General features: G+C 66.7%; 16 protein-coding genes and 1 tRNA gene. 7 read left to right on the top strand and 10 right to left on the bottom strand.

Going from position 1 to position 17,596, the window contains the following annotated elements; translation table 11 throughout:
- Window positions 1-25 precede the first annotated feature (25 nt).
- Entirely contained in the window at window positions 26-799 is a 774-nt protein-coding gene (locus tag CQ040_RS06685) for an ATP-binding cassette domain-containing protein (protein ID WP_028501674.1), read from the top strand.
- A gap of 97 nt (window positions 800-896) precedes the next feature.
- Window positions 897-972: transfer RNA gene (locus CQ040_RS06690), tRNA-Asn, on the top strand.
- Between the two features lie 163 nt (window positions 973-1,135).
- On the opposite strand, the gene CQ040_RS06695 is transcribed toward CQ040_RS06690, so the two are convergent.
- Both CQ040_RS06695 and def read right to left on the bottom strand, forming a co-directional pair.
- Window positions 1,136-1,642 (bottom strand): septum formation family protein, encoded by a 507-nt coding sequence (locus CQ040_RS06695; RefSeq protein ID WP_258131177.1) that lies wholly within the window; start codon window positions 1,640-1,642, stop codon window positions 1,136-1,138.
- 130 nt (window positions 1,643-1,772) lie between these two features.
- Entirely contained in the window at window positions 1,773-2,339 is a 567-nt protein-coding gene (gene def, locus CQ040_RS06700; RefSeq protein WP_105525840.1) for a peptide deformylase, read from the bottom strand.
- A gap of 61 nt (window positions 2,340-2,400) precedes the next feature.
- On the opposite strand from def, the gene CQ040_RS06705 reads away from it, so the two are divergent.
- Window positions 2,401-3,423 (top strand): DMT family transporter, encoded by a 1,023-nt coding sequence (locus CQ040_RS06705; RefSeq protein ID WP_258131178.1) that lies wholly within the window; start codon window positions 2,401-2,403, stop codon window positions 3,421-3,423.
- Between the two features lie 52 nt (window positions 3,424-3,475).
- Here the strand turns inward: CQ040_RS06705 and pgl are convergent, their stop codons facing one another.
- From pgl to tkt, 6 genes are read right to left on the bottom strand one after another with little or no spacing between them, the layout of a single operon-like run.
- Window positions 3,476-4,255 carry a 6-phosphogluconolactonase gene (pgl, locus tag CQ040_RS06710; protein ID WP_181156705.1) on the bottom strand — a complete coding sequence of 260 codons (780 nt, stop codon included), beginning with the start codon at window positions 4,253-4,255 and terminating at the stop codon, window positions 3,476-3,478.
- 5 nt (window positions 4,256-4,260) lie between these two features.
- Window positions 4,261-5,196 (bottom strand): glucose-6-phosphate dehydrogenase assembly protein OpcA, encoded by a 936-nt coding sequence (locus tag CQ040_RS06715; RefSeq protein ID WP_105525842.1) that lies wholly within the window; start codon window positions 5,194-5,196, stop codon window positions 4,261-4,263.
- Window positions 5,193-6,743 (bottom strand): glucose-6-phosphate dehydrogenase, encoded by a 1,551-nt coding sequence (gene zwf, locus CQ040_RS06720; RefSeq protein ID WP_105525843.1) that lies wholly within the window; start codon window positions 6,741-6,743, stop codon window positions 5,193-5,195. Before zwf ends, CQ040_RS06715 begins: the two co-directional genes overlap by 4 nt.
- 21 nt (window positions 6,744-6,764) lie before the next feature.
- Window positions 6,765-8,372: a glucose-6-phosphate isomerase gene (locus CQ040_RS06725; RefSeq protein ID WP_105525844.1), complete on the bottom strand. Its 1,608-nt coding sequence runs from the start codon at window positions 8,370-8,372 to the stop codon at window positions 6,765-6,767.
- On the bottom strand, window positions 8,369-9,481 hold the full coding sequence (tal, locus tag CQ040_RS06730; protein ID WP_105525845.1) for a transaldolase: 1,113 nt from the start codon (window positions 9,479-9,481) through the stop codon (window positions 8,369-8,371). The genes CQ040_RS06725 and tal overlap by 4 nt, the downstream gene beginning before the upstream one ends.
- The gene (gene tkt, locus CQ040_RS06735; RefSeq protein WP_105525929.1) at window positions 9,478-11,589 is read right to left on the bottom strand and encodes a transketolase; all 2,112 of its coding nucleotides are present in this window, start codon (window positions 11,587-11,589) and stop codon (window positions 9,478-9,480) included. Before tkt ends, tal begins: the two co-directional genes overlap by 4 nt.
- A 219-nt stretch (window positions 11,590-11,808) precedes the next feature.
- Between tkt and CQ040_RS06740 the strand changes: the two genes are divergently transcribed.
- Window positions 11,809-12,714: a heme o synthase gene (locus tag CQ040_RS06740; protein ID WP_105525846.1), complete on the top strand. Its 906-nt coding sequence runs from the start codon at window positions 11,809-11,811 to the stop codon at window positions 12,712-12,714.
- Window positions 12,715-12,766: 52 nt separating this feature from the next.
- Here the strand turns inward: CQ040_RS06740 and CQ040_RS06745 are convergent, their stop codons facing one another.
- Entirely contained in the window at window positions 12,767-13,231 is a 465-nt protein-coding gene (locus CQ040_RS06745) for a hypothetical protein (protein ID WP_258131179.1), read from the bottom strand.
- Window positions 13,232-13,297: 66 nt separating this feature from the next.
- Window positions 13,298-14,404, bottom strand: a complete 1,107-nt coding sequence (locus CQ040_RS06750) for a heme A synthase (protein WP_105525847.1) — start codon at window positions 14,402-14,404, stop codon at window positions 13,298-13,300.
- A 233-nt stretch (window positions 14,405-14,637) separates the two neighbouring features.
- On the opposite strand from CQ040_RS06750, the gene sufB reads away from it, so the two are divergent.
- Genes sufB through CQ040_RS06765 form a run of 3 tightly spaced genes read left to right on the top strand, consistent with a single transcriptional unit; the run spans window position 14,638 to window position 17,596 of the window.
- Complete coding sequence (gene sufB, locus CQ040_RS06755; protein WP_028501686.1) at window positions 14,638-16,056, top strand: Fe-S cluster assembly protein SufB; 1,419 nt, start codon at window positions 14,638-14,640, stop codon at window positions 16,054-16,056.
- Window positions 16,056-17,273: a Fe-S cluster assembly protein SufD gene (gene sufD, locus CQ040_RS06760; protein ID WP_105525848.1), complete on the top strand. Its 1,218-nt coding sequence runs from the start codon at window positions 16,056-16,058 to the stop codon at window positions 17,271-17,273. Before sufB ends, sufD begins: the two co-directional genes overlap by 1 nt.
- Entirely contained in the window at window positions 17,270-17,596 is a 327-nt protein-coding gene (locus CQ040_RS06765; protein WP_028501688.1) for a non-heme iron oxygenase ferredoxin subunit, read from the top strand. Before sufD ends, CQ040_RS06765 begins: the two co-directional genes overlap by 4 nt.

Consider the following 17,596-nt stretch of genomic DNA (forward strand, 5'->3'; position numbering starts at 1 on the left):
ATCGTGCAGAGGGCAGGATGGATACATGTCCCGTCGGCCCGAATCCACGAACGCGATCGATTGCTCTGATCTGGTGATCGACCGCATCGGCCATGGGGTACCCAAGCGCGCGGTCGACGGCGTCACCTTCTCGCTCGCACCTGGCGGGCTGATCTGCGTGGCCGGACCAACGGGTTCCGGGAAGTCCACGCTGGTCGCCGCCCTTGCCGGTTCCACGGATCCCTCGGTGAAGGTCGTCGGGGGAAGAGCCCAAGTGTGCGGCGTCGATGTGCGCCGACCGGGACGGAAACACCGGATCCTCACCTACCGCACCGGGTTCGTGCCGCAGGGTGCAGGGGCCGATCTCCCGCCGCGCCTGACCGTGAACGAGGTCATCGCCGAACCGATCCTGATGCGCGAGCGGCGGGTGAACACGAAAGCGCTGTCGATCCGGGTGGCGACGCTGCTCGATGAGCTCCATCTCCCGCTCGGCACGGCCGCGAAGTTCCCCTACGAACTCAGCGCCGGCATGCGCCAGCGGGTGGCGATCGCTCGCTCGTTCATTCTGGAGCCGAAGGTACTCATCGCCGACGAGATACTGGCGAACCTCGACCTGGAGGTTCGGCCCGTGGTCTTCGACGCGATCACCCGTCGTCGCAAGGAGCAGTCGATGGCGGCGCTCCTCGTCACCAACGACGCCGACTTCATCCGCGAGCTGAACGCCGAGACGCTCATGCTCCGAAGCGGACACGTCGTCGCCCGCGGAGTGGGCAAGGACCTGCTGTGGGTGCCCAACGCGGAGTCGGATTCACGCCGCTGACCCCGACACGCCCGGCATCCGCGAAGGGCGCCCCGGTGTCGTGAACACCTCTGGGAGTTTGCTAAGCTTGTCGAGTTGCCCGCTCAGCGGTGCACATTCCTCGGTAGCTCAATTGGCAGAGCAGCCGGCTGTTAACCGGCAGGTTCTTGGTTCGAGTCCAAGCCGGGGAGCCAATAGAAGGCGTCACATCCCAAATGTTTCTCGGGATGTGACGCCTTCTCCCATGTGCGGCCGAATCCGCGTGCGTGGCTCGCGTCGCGCGTCAGACCGCTGACCCGGATGCACGAAGAAGGGCCCCACCGATGTCGGCGAGGCCCTTCTCGGTTCGGCAATCGGTCAGCGTGCGGCACCGGCAAGCGAACCGGTGGTCTGTCCGGCCGGATCCATGATGATGCACTGGATCACGCGGTCGTTGTTCTGCTCCCATGAGTCCTTGGTGGGAACGAGCGTCGTGACTTCGAGCAGCGAGTCCTGGAAGCCGACGCCGACGAACGTGGTGAACGCGTCGCCGACGCACTCCTGGGTTGCGGTGTCGATGTCGGCGTCGGAGAATTCGCCGTCCGGCATCGTGATCTCGTAGTAGATCTCCTGGTCGTGCGGGTCGCTGCACGGGAGGATGTTGGCATCGGTGAGCGTGCCGGAACCGGTGTCGAGCATGCAGTCGCCGAGCTTGACCGAGAAGACACCGACGTTCGCGCTTTCGGTGACCTGGCCACTCTCCTCGTCGCGGTTGGCATCGCCGGAACCGCTGCCGAGAATGCCGTTGATCACGCTGCAGCCGCTCAGCGCGACCGAGAGCGCCACTGCGGAACCTGCGAGCATCAGAGCACGTCGAGTGCGCATCTTCATCATGATTTGTTTCCCCTCCGAAGCGTGGTGCGGAGGCATGCGAAAACCCCCCGCCGCGAATACGCTATCCGTCGGCGAGTCTGTGACGCAACTCGAAGGATGCTATGGAGCTGCTGGGAGTGGCTCAGCCCTCGAAGTCGTCCACGCCAGGCATCCAGCTTGCGCCAGGGCGTCCCCACCCGCGCTTGCGCGTGATCTTCTGCACGGTCTTCCAGTCGCCGTCGGAAAGGCGATCGACATAGAGGATGCCGTCGAGGTGGTCGAACTCATGCTGCATGATGCGCGCGCGCCACCCGTCGACATCGATCGAGACCGGCAGTCCATCCAGATCGGTCGCTGTCACGTGGACACGGTCCGAACGGCGCAGTGCGAAACGTTCGCCGGGGAAGGAGAGGCAGCCCTCCGACTCCAGTTCCGGGTCCGGTTCGCCCGGCTCGAGCGGCACCATCCAGAGCACCGGGTTTATGAGCACGCCGCGCCAAGGCTGATCGTCGTCATCGGTGTACGAGTAGGTGTAGATCCGCAGAGGCACGCCGACCTGAGGAGCGGCGAGTCCGACGCCGGGCGCGGTGTCCATCGTCTCGAACATGTCGGCGACGAGGGTGCGGACATCGTCCGTGATCTCTTCGACGGGAGATGCGGGGGAGTGCAGAACGGGGTCGCCAATGATGCGAATCGGAAGTACAGCCACGTCACAACCCTAGTCGGCGCGGCTCTGCAGGTAGGGTCGTACTGTGACTGCTGGGGTATGGATGAGTGCGGTGGACGATGTCGGCGATCAGCTCGTCGGCGCGTTCCAGAACCCCGGCTTGCTGCTGGGCATTCCGCTCGCTCTCGCAGGTGCGGTCTTCATGTCGCTCGGAGCGCAGTACCAGCATCGCGGTGTCGAGAAGGTCGAGCGTCTCAGCGGTTCCGACGGTGCTTCGGGTCTCACGCTCGACCAGATCAAGCGACTGCTGACCCGTCCGTCCTGGCTCATCGGAACCCTCATGCTCGGGCTCGCCGTGGTCTGTCAGCTCGCCGCGCTCGTGAAGGCACCCCTGATCGTCGTACAGCCGCTCGGAGCGATCGCGCTCGTGATCACGACGCTCCTGAATGCGCGGGTGTCCGGCCACGCACCCACCAAGCAGTCGCTCACGGCGATAGCCTGCTGCGTCGGCGGCATCTTCCTCTTCGTGTTCTTCGCCGCGATCTACGCCACCGAACAGGAAGTGACCGACCGCGAACTGTTCGTGATCCTCGCGCTCCTGCTGGTCGTCATCATCATCCTCGGCGGATGCTGGCTGATTCTGCGGCACCGCATGCGCGCGTTGTTCTATGTGATCGGCGCCGGCGTGCTCTACGGGTTCGTCGCCACCCTCGCGAAGGTCGTCATCAAGCGCATCGAGGCGGGGCAGTTCGAGTGGATCACGGCGATCTGCGTCGTCGCCCTCCTCGCCGCTGCCGCGGTGGGCGGTTACTTCGTCCAGACCGCGTACAGCTCGGGGCCTCCCGACCTCGTGATCGCCGGGCTCACCGTCGTCGACCCGCTCGTCGCCGTCGTGATCGGCATGGTCATCCTCGGTGAGGCCGCGGCCGCTCCGCCGTGGGTCATGGTGATCTTCGCGATCGCCGGAGCCATCGCGGTGTGGGGAGTCGTCGGTCTCGCGAGGTACCATCCGCAGGTACTCAGCGACAGTCAGGACCTGGGGATCGTTCGCGGAAGCGATGCATCGTCGTCTGCCGGCGCCGAGGCCGACGGCTCCGGCGACGGAACCGACAAGCCGACTTCCTGACAGAGGCGCTCGTCTGGACCGGCGCGATGGCGACGGTCGGACTTGCGCGAGCTCAGTACGCCTGATCTATCAGGTCGGCCGACACCTCGGAGGCTGCTGCCTCATCGACGAAGAACACCGTGCGCTTGCGGCCCTTCGCGCCGGCGGCAGGCACACTCGTGTAACTCGCTCCGGCGAGAGCGAGGCCAAGGGCCGAAGCCTTGTCGGCACCCGTCATCACGAGCCAGACCCGCTTCGAAGAATTGAGCACCGGGCGCGTCAGCGTGACACGCTCGGGCGGTGGCTTCGGCGATTCGCGGACCGCGAGGACCGCGGCATCCGTCACCGTGACCTCTTCACGATCCGGGAAGAGGGAAGCGATGTGTCCATCAGGTCCGACGCCGAGGAAGCACACGGCGAACGAAGGCCAGGGGTGCTCCTCGTTTCCGAAACGGGCGAGCTCGGCAGCGTACGCCGAGGCTGATTCGTCGAGCGTCAGCCCGCTGTCGGGGCCGGAGACCTCGTGCACGTTCTCCGCCGGGACCGGGATGTGATCCAGCAGCGCCTGCCGGGACTGCAGCGAGTTGCGGTCCACGTCGTCGCGCGGCACGAATCGCTCGTCGCCCCACCAGAAGTGCACGAGGGCCCAGTCGATCTCGGACGCCCGAGGATGCTCGGCCGCCGCACGCAGCACCGCGCCGCCCATCGAACCGCCGGTGAGGGCGATGTGCGCGATCCGACCGTTGCGAGTACGTGCGCGCACGCGCGTCAGGAAACGGTCAGCCACACGGGCGGCGAGGGCGGCAGGTGTGGCTTCCACCACGACCCGCTTCTCTGCGGACGATGTCGTCATCGACGTCACTCTCCAGTCTCGGGCGGACCCAGCTTCTCCCAGCCCTCGGTGATCACTCGACCGTACAGGACGTCGGGGTCGAGTCGGCGCAGCTCCTCAGCGAGGCACTCGCGAAGAGTGCGCCGGGGCAGGTGCAGGTCGTGGTTCGGCTGGCCGGGCTGGGTGAGCACGGCGACGCCGGGCGTCGGACGCTCCAGCAGGATGTCACCGGACTCACGAGTCAGACGCACCGACTTGATGCCCTCTTCCCAGTGCTCGGGGTCTTCGTACCTCCAGCGCACCGGCACCTCCAGCGCCATCTGCAGCCAGGCCGCCAGCAGCGCGGTGGACGGTGACGCCGCAGCACCGCGCACCTCGACACCGGTGATCGGCTCGTACGGCGGCTGGTCGAGGACGGCGGCGAGCTGCTCCCGCCAGTGCGTCAGACGCGTCCACGCCAGGTCCGTGTCTCCGGGGGCGTGGGTCTCGCCGAGAAGGGCGAGACGATCACGCACATCGGTCGCCGTGGCCGCATCGGTGATGCGCCGCTGGGCGATCTTGCCGAGCGGCGACTGGGCAGGGGCCACGGGAGCGGCTTCGGGCCACCAGGCGACGACCGGAGCATCCGGCAGGAGGAGCCCGGTGATCAGACTCTCCTCGTTGCTGGCGGCATCGCCGAAGGCGCGAAGGACGACGACCTCGCTGGCGCCGGCGTCGCCACCGACGCGGATCTGCGCGTCGAGGCGGGACTCGCCGTCGCCTGTCGTGATCACGATGACGCGCATCGGGTGCTCGCGCGATGCATCATTGGCAGCGTCGATCGCAGCTTCGGCGACGCCGTTGCGTGCCGAGATCACGAGCGTGAGCACGCGGCCGAGTGCGACCGCGCCGCCCTCTTCGCGCACCTTGACGAGCTGCTTGGCGACCTGACTGACCGTCGTGTCGGGAAGGTCGATGATCACGGGCGTCTCCAGACTCGTCCGTCGCGGGCCAAGAGGTCATCGGCGGATGCCGGACCCCACGAACCGGGTGCGTACTGCTCCACTGGACCACCGACGGCCGCCCAGTACTTCTCCACCGGGTCGAGGATCTTCCAGGAGAGCTCGACCTCCTCGTGACGCGGGAACAGCGGCGGGTCGCCGAGGAGCACGTCGAGGATCAGACGCTCGTAGGCCTCAGGGCTCGCCTCGGTGAAGGCGTGACCGTATCCGAAGTCCATCGTGACGTCACGGACGTTGCTGCCGCTGCCCGGCACCTTCGAGCCGAAGCGGATCGTGACGCCCTCGTCCGGCTGGACGCGGATGACGAGTGCATTCTGGCCGAGCTCCGAGGCGTTCCCGCGACCGAAGAGGTGCTGGGGAGCGCGCTTGAAGACCACGGCGATCTCCGTCACGCGGCGTCCGAGACGCTTGCCTGTGCGCAGGTAGAACGGCACGTCCGCCCAGCGGCGCGTGTCGATCTCGAGTTTGATCGCAGCGTAGGTCTCGGTGGTCGACTCGGGGTTCATCCCCTCCTCGTCGAGGAAGCCGGTGACCTTCTCGCCGCCCTGCCATCCACCCGCATACTGACCGCGCGCGGTGGCGAGTGAGAGGTCGTCCGGAACGTGCACCGCCGCGAGGACCTTCTCCTTCTCTGCGCGCAGGTGCTCCGCCGAGAGGCTGATCGGCTCTTCCATCGCGGTGAGTGCGAGCAGTTGCAGCAGGTGGTTCTGGATCACGTCGCGCGCCGCACCGATGCCGTCGTAGTAGCCCGCGCGCCCACCCACACCGATGTCCTCGGCCATGGTGATCTGCACGTGGTCGACGTAGTTGCGGTTCCAGATCGGTTCGTACAGCTCGTTGGCGAAGCGCAGAGCCAGGATGTTCTGGACCGTCTCCTTGCCGAGGTAGTGATCGATGCGGAAGATCGAGTCGGCCGGGAAGGCGACCTCGAGCGCGGCGTTGAGTGCCCGCGCGGATTCGAGGTCGTGCCCGAACGGCTTCTCGATCACGACGCGACGCCAGCGCTCGTCATCGTCGCTGTTCTCGCCGACGAGGCCGGAGTCCTTCAGCTGCTTGGCCACCAGCGGGAAGTCCTTCGGCGGGATCGACAGGTAGAACGCGTGGTTGCCCATGGTGCCGCGTTCGATGTCGAGCTTCTCGATGGTCTCGCGGAGCTTGCGGAACGAGTCGGGATTGTCGAACTCGCCGGAGACGAAGCGGATGCCCTGCAGCAGCTGGGTCCACGTCTCCTCGCGGAACGGCGTACGAGCGTGTTCCTTGACAGCGTCGTAGACCACCTGTGCGAAGTCCTGGTCTTCCCAGTCCCGGCGGGCGAACCCGACCAGGGCGAACCCCGGTGGGAGCAGGCCACGGTTTGCGAGGTCGTAGACCGCGGGCATCAGCTTCTTGCGTGACAGGTCTCCGGTGACGCCGAAGATCACGAGGGCGCTGGGCCCGGCGATCCGGTTGAGACGGCGGTCATCGGGGTCACGCAGCGGGTTGTGCCCGCGCGAGATGGGAACAGACATCAGTGGGGGATTCTCCTGCTGTTACTTCTGTGCGGCTTCGAAGAGAGCGAGCACGTCGTCCGAGGACTCGGTGATCGTCAGCGTGACGACGGGGCGGCCGTGCTCGGCGAGCACAGCGGCGTCACCCGCGGCCTGAGCCTGGATGAGCTGCCCGAAGGTGAAGGGACGGTCCGGGATCTCGAGGTCGACCTCGGTGCGCTCCAGGATCTGCAGGAACACGCCCTGCGCGGGGCCGCCCTTGTGGTACTGGCCGGTCGAGTGCAGGAACCGTGGTCCCCATCCGAACGTGGTCGGACGACCCGAGTCCGCCGCGACGAGTTCGCGCAGGCCCTGGAGCTGCGGCACCTCGAGCCGGTTGACATATGCCTGGATCGACACATAGCCGTCTGCAGGGAGCTGCGCCCAGAGTGCATCGAGCACGCCTTCGACGTTGCCCGAGGCGGCCAGTGCCGGATCCGACACGCGCACCTCGACTCCGTTCTCGACGAAGGCCGGAGCGGTCGGCTCCGGGCGGGCGTCGAGGAGTCCGCGGGCGGCGATCTTCGCCGACTCGACGTCGGGCTGATCGAACGGGTTGATGCGGAGCAGATGACCGGCGATCGCCGTGGCGTACTCCCACACGATGAGCTGGGCGCCGAGCGTGCCGCTGACGAGAATCTCGCCCTCATGACGCTCGTGCAGGTGGAACTCGTTCGCGTCGTCGACCAGACGGACGATCTGCAGGTCGGCCGGCACAGGGTCGAGCTCGGGGGAGACCGGGAGCAGCACGACCGGGAGGATTCCGGTGCCGTCCTTGCCGGTGGATTCGGCGATGAGCTGCTCGATCCAGTCGGGGAGACCCTTGATGTGCGTCCCGTCGGTGATCAGGCCCAGCTTGTCGCGCCGCGGGTTCGTCGCGGCGATGGCCGCACCCAGACGGAGGGCCGGGTTCTCAGCCGAGTCGATGGCGACCTCGAGCGACGAGGCCTCTGCCTCGTTCAGCAGTTCATCGATGTCGACGCCGGCGAGGCCTGAAGGCACCAGACCGAAGGCGGTGAGGGCCGAGTAGCGCCCTCCGACGTTGGGGTCGGCGTTGAAGACGCGGTATCCCGCCTCACGAGCCGAGACGTCGAGCGGGGAGCCCGGGTCGGTGACGACCACGATGCGCTCGACCGGGTCGATTCCGAGGTCACGGAACGCGGCCTCGAACGTGCGGCGCTGGGAGTCGGTTTCGACGGTGGATCCCGACTTCGACGACACGACCAGGACGGTGTCGGTGAGGCCCTCGTCGAGCGCTGCGAGCACCTGGCCGGGAGCGGTCGAGTCGAGGATCGTCAACGGCACCCCGGCGGTCTGTGCGATCACCTCGGGAGCGAGCGAGGAGCCGCCCATTCCCGCGAGCACGACGCGTGTGACGCCCTTGGCGTTCAGATCGGCACGCAGCGCGACGATCTCGGCGACCAGCGGACGGGAAACCGACACGGCTTCGACCCATCCGAGCCGGACGGTGGCCTCAGCCTCGGCTGCGGGACCCCAGAGGGTCGCGTCCCCACCGGTGATACGCGAGGCGATCAGGTCGTGGACGAGACTGGGCACCGTCTCGTCGATCGCGGCGCGGGCCGCTCCGGAGGTGTGGATCGAGAAGGTCATCGCTGCGACTCCAGACCTTCGGCGACCTGGCTCAGCAGGTCGTGCCACGAATCGATGAACTTCGCGACGCCCTCGTCCTCCAGAACCTGGGTGACGTCGGCGAAGTCGATGCCGACCTCGGCGATGCCGGCGAAGACGGCCCGGGCCTCTTCGTAGCCGCCCGTGATGGTGTCGCCGGTGACGACGCCATGGTCGAAGGTCGCCTCGAGGGTCTTCTCGGGCATCGTGTTGACGACGCCCTGGGCCACGAGCTCGGTGACGTACAGGGTGTCGGGGAGCGCGGGGTCCTTGACACCGGTCGAAGCCCACAGCGGGCGCTGGGGGTTCGCTCCGGAGCCGATCAGCGCCTTGGCACGGTCTCCGGCGAACGTCTGCTCGAACAGCTCGTAGGCGAGGCGTGCGTTGGCCAGGCCAGCTTTGCTCTTGAGCGCCTCGGCGACATCCGTGCCGATCGCGGTGAGGCGCTTGTCGGTCTCGGTGTCGACGCGAGAAACGAAGAACGAGGCGACGGAGTGGATGGTCGACAGGTCGATACCCGCGGCCTTCGCCGTCTCGAGACCGGTGAGGTACGCCTCGATGACCTCGGCGTAGCGCTCCAGGCTGAAGATCAGCGTGACGTTGACACTGATGCCGGCCCCGATCGCCTCGGCGATGGCCGGAAGGCCGGCCTTCGTCGCGGGAATCTTCACGAGGAGGTTCGGGCGGTCGACCTTGGCCCACAGCTCCTTGGCCTGAGCCACGGTGCCGGCGGTGTCATGCGCCAGGTCGGGGGAGACCTCGATCGAGACACGACCGTCGACGTGGTTCGAGGCTTCCCAGACGGGACGGAACACGTCGAGTGCTGCGGCGACGTCCTGCGTGGTGGCGGCGAATACCGCTTCCTCGGCGGTCGCACCGGAGGCGGCGAGCTCGGTCACCTGAGCGTCGTACGACGTGTCGTTCTTGTCGGTGATCGCGTTCGCGAAGATCGTCGGGTTGGTCGTGACACCCACGACGTTGCGCGACGAGATCAGGTCGGCGAGGTTGCCGGACGAGATCCGTGTGCGGGAGAGGTCGTCGAGCCAGATGCTGACGCCGGCGGCGGCGAGCTGTTCGGTAGGGGTGCTCATGCGTTCTCCTTGGTGCTGTTGGCCGCGATTGTCTCGCGGGCGGCCGCGATGACGGCCTCGGTGGTGATGCCGAACTTCTCGAAGAGGGTCTTGTAGTCGGCGGAGGCGCCGAAGTGGTCGATGCCGACCGAGCGGCCGCGGTCGCCCACGATGCCACGCCAGGTGAGTACGGAACCGGCCTCGACCGATACGCGGGCGGTGACGGATGCCGGCAGCACGCTCTCGCGGTACGCCGTGTCCTGCTCGTCGAACCACTCCAGCGAAGGGGCAGAGACGACACGGACGTTCACACCCTCGGCGGCCAGCGTCTCGCGGGCGTTGACTGCGAGCTGCACTTCGGAACCGGTGGCGATGATGATGACGTCCGGCGAGCCGCTCGGTGCCTCGGCGAGCACGTACGCACCCTTGGCCGCGTTGTCCGCCGAAGCGAAGACGTCACCAGAGGCTGCACCTTCGCCACGCTCGAACACCGGGATGTTCTGGCGGGTCAGAGCGATACCCGTCGGGCCCTCGTGGCGGCGGAGGATCTCGAGCCAGGTCGCGGCCGTCTCGTTCGCGTCGGCAGGGCGCACGACCGAGAAGTTCGGGATCGCGCGAAGCGTCGCGAGCTGCTCGATCGGCTGGTGGGTCGGGCCGTCCTCGCCGAGGGCGACCGAGTCGTGCGTCCAGACGAAGATGCTCGGCACGTTCATGAGCGCGGCGAGACGCACTGACGGGCGCATGTAGTCGCTGAAGATGAGGAAGGTTCCGCCGAACGCGCGGGTGGGTCCGTGCAGCACGATGCCGTTGATGATCGCGCCCATGGCGTGCTCGCGGATGCCGAAGTGCAGCACCCGGCCGTAGGGGTTGCCCGACCACTCGTGGGTCGACCACTCGGCGGGGATGAACGACGGCGCACCCTTGATGGTGGTGAGGTTCGACTCGGCGAGGTCTGCAGAACCGCCCCACAGTTCCGGCAGTTCCGCAGCGAGGGCGTTGATGACCTGGCCGGATGCGGCACGGGTCGACACCTCCTTGCCGGACTCGAAGACCGGAAGTGCGCTCGTGATGTCGGAGGGGAGCTCCTGCGCCTCGAGGCGGTCGAGCAGAGCCTTCTTCTCGGGGTTCGCTGCGGCCCAGGCGTCGAACGACTTCTGCCAGGTGGCGCGAACCTCGGCGGCGCGTGCGGCGAGGCCGCGGGTGTGCGCGATGACGTCGTCGGCGACCACGAAGCTCTGCTCCGGGTCGAAGCCGAGGACCTTCTTCGTCGCGGCCAGCTCGTCGGCGCCGAGGGCTGAGCCGTGGATCTTGCCGGAGTTCTGCTTGCCAGGCGACGGCCAGCCGATGATGGTCTTGAGGATGATGAGCGACGGCTTAGAGGTCTCGCCCTGAGCTGCCTCGATCGCGGCGTTCAGCTCGGCGACGTCTTCGACGTACTCGCCGGTCTTCTTCCAGTCGACGACCTGTACCTGCCAGCCGTACGACTCGTAGCGCTTCGCGACGTCTTCGGTGAAGGCGACGTTCGTGTCGTCCTCGATCGAGATCTGGTTCGAGTCGTAGATCGCGATCAGGTTTCCGAGCTGCTGGTGGCCGGCAAGCGACGAAGCCTCGCTGGTCACGCCCTCCTGGAGGTCGCCGTCGCCGGCGATCACGTACACGAAGTGGTCGAACGGGCTGGTGCCCGCTGCGGCCTCGGGATCGAAGAGGCCACGCTCGTACCGTGCCGCGTAGGCGAAGCCCACCGCCGACGCGAGACCCTGGCCAAGGGGGCCGGTCGTGATCTCGACGCCCTTGGTGTGGCCGTACTCCGGGTGGCCGGGCGTGAGCGAGCCCCAGGTGCGCAGCGCCTTGAGATCGTCGAGCTCGAGACCGAAGCCGCCGAGGTAGAGCTCGACGTACTGGGTGAGGGAGGAGTGCCCGACCGACAGGATGAATCGGTCCCGTCCGAGCCAGTCGGTGTCGGTGGGGTCGTGCCGCAGCACTCGCTGGTAGAGGACGTACGCGGCAGGAGCGAGGCTCATTGCCGTGCCGGGGTGACCGTTACCGACCTTCTCCACGGCGTCAGCCGCCAGGATTCGAGCGGTGTCCACCGCGCGCCGATCGATCTCATCCCACTGCAATTCCGACACGTTCATGCCCTTTCCGACAGTTTCGAGGGCGCCCGTATTCCCTGGCGCATCCGCATCATCACGGAGAGTGTGCACATCGCCGGGCGCGCGAGTGGTTTCAGCATAGCGGTGACGGGAGTTGCGCTACGCGGGCCCGCGAGCCGGAAGAGGTCATCCCGTGTCATACACTGGAGAGGTTGTCCGGTCACACGTGCGGAGGAGGCGATCGAGATCTCGACGATGTCTGATCAGACCGTGAGGAAGTCGTCCATCGGTCGCACGGTGAAGGCTTACGTCACACTCACCAAGCCGCGCGTGCTCGAGCTGCTGCTCGTCTCCACGGTTCCCGTGATGTTCCTGGCGCAGGGTGGGCTGCCCAACCTCTGGCTGGTGCTCGCGACCGTCATCGGCGGTTCCTTGAGTGCCGGTTCCGCCGCCTCGTTCAACATGTACCTCGATCGCGACATCGACGCGCACATGCACCGCACCGAGAATCGGCCGCTGGTCACCGGCGAGGTCAGCCCCGGCGGTGCGCTGATCTTCTCGTGGACGCTCGCCGTCGTCTCGACGGTCTGGCTGCTGGCCACGACCAACTGGCTCACAGCCGCGCTGTCGGCGGCGGCGATCTTCTTCTACGTCGTGATCTACACGATGATCCTCAAGCGCCGCACCGAGCAGAACATCATCTGGGGCGGCATCGCGGGTTGTTTCCCGGTGCTCATCGGCTGGTCCGCCGTCACCGGGTCGCTCGGCTGGCCGGCCTTCATCCTCTTCCTCCTCGTGTTCCTCTGGACGCCGCCGCACTACTGGCCGCTGTCGATGAAGTACCGGGACGACTACGAAGACGTCGACGTTCCGATGCTGGGCGTCACTCGCAACGCTTCGCAGGTCGGCCTCCAGGTGATCCTCTACGCCTGGGCGACCGTGGCCTGCTCGCTCCTGCTGGTGCCGATCGCGAACATGGGGCTCGTGTACACGGTCTCCGCCGCGGTGTTCGGCGGTTGGTTCATCTACGAGTCGCACCGCCTGTACAACCGGGCGGTGCACGGAACCGAGCCGCGCCCGATGCGTGTGTTCCACGCCTCGATCACCTACCTGACGTTGATCTTCGTCGCGGTCGCGGTCGACCCGCTGCTTCCGTTCTGAAAACGACGGAGCGGCGCCGATTTCTCGACGCCGCTCCGGCTCACGCATTTGTTCAGTTGCGTGTGATCGTGGGTGCCGTCTCGTCCGTTTCGGCGGCGACGCCCTTTGTGTCGGCAGCGGCGTTCGTGACAGCGGTGTTCGTGGCGGCGTCGACGTCGGCGTCGGCGGCAACGTCCGATGCCTGTGCGGTCCCGACCGGCACCTGGTTCTCTTCGGCTTCGACCGTCCAGTCGATCGCCTCGACGACAGCCGGGGCGGGTGTGGGAACGAGGGCGCGTGCAGCGACGAGCGCCAGCGACAACAGAACGCCGATGATTCCGGCAGTGAGCACGCCGGTACCCACGACGATGATCGACGGGCCGACGTACACGTCGACTCCGGTGGCTGTCTGATCGAGGATCTTCGCCGACATCGAGCCGATCTGACCGGAGACGAGCCAGCCGCCGACTGCCGTGGCGGCGAGGGAGACGACGAGGAGGAGCCAGAATCCGATGCTTCGTGAGAGTGACTTGTTCATGTCGCCCACCTTCTCGGACGCTCTGATGAGTCCGCGATGCGCGAGCTATGGATCGACTGTGTGACCTTAGTCGTCTGTGCCGACCGGGCGCTTCAGATGCAGCACCACGACCGTGTACGTGGCCGCCGAGAGCGAGGCCAGAACCATGTGGATGCCGACGAGCAACGGGGGGAGCCCCTCGCGGGCCTGCCAGATGCCGACACCGACCTGCACCAGGATCGCGAGCACCAGGACGAGCAGCCAGCGCCGCGGTTCCAGGCGGAGAACCCAGGCCGAGATCGTCAGGAAGAGGACGAGCGCGGCGAGGATGTAGCCCGGCCAGGAATGCACGTGCGCGAGCACCGTCGCGTCGAAGCCGTGGCGCAGCACGTCGGCGTCGCCGGAGTGCGGTCCTGATCCGGTGGTCAGCACGCCGAACACGATCGTCACTGCGAGCGCGAGTCCGGTCACGTGGGTGACGGCAGCGAACCATGCGGGAACGGCGCGTTCACGCGGTCCGGGCGTTGCTTTCAGCCGCACGAGGAAGGCAGCAGTGATGCAGACGAGCAGCAACGACGATGTGTAGTGGAACCCCACGATGAAGGGGTTCAGGCCGGTCAGCACCGTGATGCCACCGACGAGCGCCTGCGCGACCACACCGATGAGCGTGAGCCAGGCGAGCAGCACCAGGTCGCGCCGGTCCGGCGAGGTTCGAACGGAGTGCACGGCCGCCGCGATGACTGCGATCAGGAGCACGCCGGAGGCGATGGGGAAGGCGGGGACGTGGAAAGGCGCCGCGATCGCATACGCGACGCCGGCTGCGACGATGCCGCCGGCGGCGAACCAGAGCGCGTTGACCAGTCCGCGCTTGCCGCTGAACAGGTGTAGGACCAGGAGCACGACAGCCAGGGCGATGATGCCGACCACGCCCGTCATCAGACGGTTACCGAACTCGATGATCCCGTGGATGCCCTGCACCTCGAGGATCGGCACCAGGGAGTCCGGTGTGCACAGCGGCCAGTCCGAGCATCCGAGTCCGGACCCGGTGAGGCGCACAGCGCCGCCGGTGCCGATGATGATGGTCTCGCTGATGAACGACAACCACGCGAAGATCGTCAACGCGCGCGCCCACACCGCGGAACGAGGGGCAACCGTTCGCGTCGTAGAGGAGGCGGGGATCATCGTCTCGGGCATAAGTCCTCCGGACCGCGCACGACGTGGCGGGCATGGCCCGTCTGTCAGGCGGAACCTGTAGAATCGGATTGTTGCGATGAGCGCTGACAGCGCTGAAGCATCGTCAACAGTTTAGGCGCGATGGAAGCGCCGGTGATGAGGGCCCACCAACGGCACCCGCTCCCGCAGACTCGACGGGGATCAGGTGTGTCGGGGCGGATGACACCGTTTGGGACCTGTGAGGAGAGTGTTGGATGTCGGATGTACTGATCGACCGCCCGGAGCTTGATGGTCTGGGGGTGTACGAGTTCGGCTGGCACGATGAAGATGCCGCTGGTGCCCTCGCGAAACGCGGTATCTCTGAAGAGGTCGTCCGCGGAATCTCGGCGCTCAAGAACGAACCCGAATGGATGCTGAAGACCCGTCTCAAGGGATACCAGCTCTTCGGGCGCAAGCCGATGCCGACCTGGGGTGCAGACCTCAGCGAGATCGACTTCGACAACATCAAATACTTCGTCCGCTCCACCGAGAAGCAGGCGCAGACGTGGGAAGACCTTCCCGCTGAGATCCGCGAGACCTACGAGCGCCTCGGCATCCCCGAGGCAGAGCGTCAGCGGCTCGTGGCCGGCGTCGCGGCTCAGTACGAGTCCGAGGTCGTCTACCACCAGATCCGTGAAGATCTGGAGCAGCAGGGTGTCATCTTCATGGACACCGACACGGCGCTCCGCGAGCACCCCGAGTTCTTCGAGGAGTACTTCGGCTCGGTCATCCCCGCCGGCGACAACAAGTTCGCGGCGCTGAACACGGCCGTATGGTCGGGCGGCTCGTTCGTCTACGTCCCCAAGGGCGTGCACGTCGAGATCCCGCTGCAGGCGTACTTCCGCATCAACACCGAGAACATGGGTCAGTTCGAGCGGACGCTGATCATCGCCGACGAGGACAGCTACGTCCACTACATCGAGGGCTGCACCGCCCCGATCTACAAGTCGGACTCCCTGCACTCGGCAGTCGTCGAGATCATCGTGAAGAAGAACGCCCGCGTTCGGTACACGACGATCCAGAACTGGTCGAACAACGTCTACAACCTGGTCACCAAACGCGCCGTGGCATACGAGGGCGCGACCATGGAGTGGGTCGACGGCAACATCGGCTCCAAGGTGACGATGAAGTACCCGTCCATCTACCTGATGGGCGAGCACGCCAAGGGCGAGACGCTCTCCGTCGCCTTCGCCGGCCCCGGTCAGCACCAGGACGCCGGCGCCAAGATGATCCACATGGCGCCCTACACGCAGTCGTCGATCGTCTCGAAGTCGATCGCTCGCGGTGGCGGACGCGCCGGCTACCGCGGTGAGGTGCGAGTGGACGCCGCGGCGCACCACTCCGCCAACACCGTGCGCTGTGATGCACTGCTGGTCGACACCAAGTCCCGCTCCGACACCTACCCGGCGATCGACATCCGCGTCGACGACGTGCAGCTCGGGCACGAGGCCACGGTCTCGAAGGTGAGCGAGGAGCAGCTGTTCTACCTGCAGTCCCGTGGCATGCCCGAGGACGAGGCGATGGCGATGATCGTGCGCGGCTTCATCGAGCCGATCGCCCGTGAGCTCCCGATGGAATACGCGATGGAACTGAACAAGCTCATCGAGATGGGCATGGAAGGATCGGTCGGCTAGTGACCGCCGCTACGACAGCGCCTGCCGAGGCGCAGAACAGCAACGCGCCCGCGGGCGCACACATCGACCCGGCGGCGCAGGTCGCCGCCGCGGGGTTCGTCCCCGTCCAGACCCGCTCGGAGCGACCGCACTCCTTCGAGCCCGCCGACTTCGGTGCCCCCACGGGGCGCGAGGTCAACTGGAAGCACACGCCGGTCGCTCAGCTCACCTCGCTGTTCGAGGTGGCGTCGCCGAACGACGGCGTCAGCTACACGTACAGCGCGGGGGAGCAGTACATCGCCGAGCCGCTCGCCGTCGGTGCGGCCCCCCGTGGCGAGATCTTCCTCGCGGAAGACGTGACGGCGGCCGTTGCATGGCAGGGAAGCGCCGAGGCGCTCCATGTGCGCATCCCGCGTGAAGAAGAGGTCGCCGAGCCGGTCTTCATCTCCATCGCGGGTCTCGGTGCGGATCGCCGTGCCGACGCCCACATCGTGATCGAAGCTCTCGAGCACAGCTCCGCGACCGTCGTGCTCCAGCACACGGGTTCCGCACAGTACGCGCAGAACGTCGAGATCATCGTGCGTGACGGTGCCAAGCTCACGGTCATCAGCCTGCAGCAGTGGGCGGATGACGCGGTGCATGCGGCCGCTCACCAGGCACGGGTCGGCGCGGACGCGACTCTCAAGCACTTCGTGGTCAGCTTCGGCGGTGGCGTCGTTCGTGTGAACCCGAACGTCGAGCTCGCGGGAGCAGGTTCCGAGGGCTATCTGTACGGGTTGTCCTATGCAGACGCAGGGCAGCACCTCGAGAGTCAGGTCTACCTGCACCACAAGGGACCGCACACCAAGGGCGACGTCCTCTACAAGGGTGCGCTGCAGGGACAGGGCGCGCACAGCGTCTGGATCGGCGACGTGCTCATCGGCGCCGACGCGACCGGCACCGACTCCTACGAGGCGAACCGCAACCTGGTGCTCACTGAAGGCGCACGCGCCGACTCGATCCCGAACCTCGAGATCGAGACCGGCGACATCCTCGGCGCAGGGCACGCGAGTGCCACCGGTCGTTTCGACGACGAGCAGTTGTTCTACCTGCAGGCGCGCGGCATCACCGAGGAAGAGGCTCGACGACTCGTCGTGCTCGGATTCCTCACCGACATCGTGCAGCGCCTCGGCATCCCCGCCCTCGAGACCGAGCTGCTGTCGGCGATCGAGACGGAGCTCGCCGAGGTGAGTGCATGACCGCCGAGCGCGTCTGCGGAGTCGCCGATCTCGAGCAGGACATGCCGTTGCGTGTCGAGCCGAGCGGCGTGCCCATCACGGTGATCAAAGACGGTGAAGGCGTCATCCACGCCATCGGCGACACCTGCACCCACGGCGAAATCTCGCTGTCCGAGGGCTTCGTGGAAGGCGACACGGTGGAGTGCTGGGCACACGGCTCCGCCTTCTCGCTGCTCACCGGCAAGCCCCAGAATCTCCCCGCATATGAGCCCGTCCCTGTCTACGTCGTCCAGATCGACGGCGATGACGTGCTCATTGATCCGACTGTGATTAAGGAAGTCTGA

The organism is Microbacterium sp. MYb54, assembly GCF_002979515.1.
Classification (GTDB): Bacteria; Actinomycetota; Actinomycetes; order Actinomycetales; family Microbacteriaceae; genus Microbacterium.

Excerpts from the sequence above, each read along its gene's own strand:
- CQ040_RS06685 (WP_028501674.1), top strand. The coding sequence starts at position 26 with ATGTCCCGTCGGCCCGAATCCACGAACGCGATCGATTGCTCTGATCTG.
- CQ040_RS06695 (WP_258131177.1), bottom strand. The coding sequence starts at position 1,642 with ATGCGCACTCGACGTGCTCTGATGCTCGCAGGTTCCGCAGTGGCGCTC.
- CQ040_RS06705 (WP_258131178.1), top strand. The coding sequence starts at position 2,401 with ATGAGTGCGGTGGACGATGTCGGCGATCAGCTCGTCGGCGCGTTCCAG.
- pgl (WP_181156705.1), bottom strand. The coding sequence starts at position 4,255 with ATGACGACATCGTCCGCAGAGAAGCGGGTCGTGGTGGAAGCCACACCT.
- zwf (WP_105525843.1), bottom strand. The coding sequence starts at position 6,743 with ATGTCTGTTCCCATCTCGCGCGGGCACAACCCGCTGCGTGACCCCGAT.
- CQ040_RS06725 (WP_105525844.1), bottom strand. The coding sequence starts at position 8,372 with ATGACCTTCTCGATCCACACCTCCGGAGCGGCCCGCGCCGCGATCGAC.
- tal (WP_105525845.1), bottom strand. The coding sequence starts at position 9,481 with ATGAGCACCCCTACCGAACAGCTCGCCGCCGCCGGCGTCAGCATCTGG.
- CQ040_RS06740 (WP_105525846.1), top strand. The coding sequence starts at position 11,809 with ATGTCTGATCAGACCGTGAGGAAGTCGTCCATCGGTCGCACGGTGAAG.
- CQ040_RS06745 (WP_258131179.1), bottom strand. The coding sequence starts at position 13,231 with ATGAACAAGTCACTCTCACGAAGCATCGGATTCTGGCTCCTCCTCGTC.
- CQ040_RS06750 (WP_105525847.1), bottom strand. The coding sequence starts at position 14,404 with ATGCCCGAGACGATGATCCCCGCCTCCTCTACGACGCGAACGGTTGCC.
- sufB (WP_028501686.1), top strand. The coding sequence starts at position 14,638 with ATGTCGGATGTACTGATCGACCGCCCGGAGCTTGATGGTCTGGGGGTG.
- CQ040_RS06765 (WP_028501688.1), top strand. The coding sequence starts at position 17,270 with ATGACCGCCGAGCGCGTCTGCGGAGTCGCCGATCTCGAGCAGGACATG.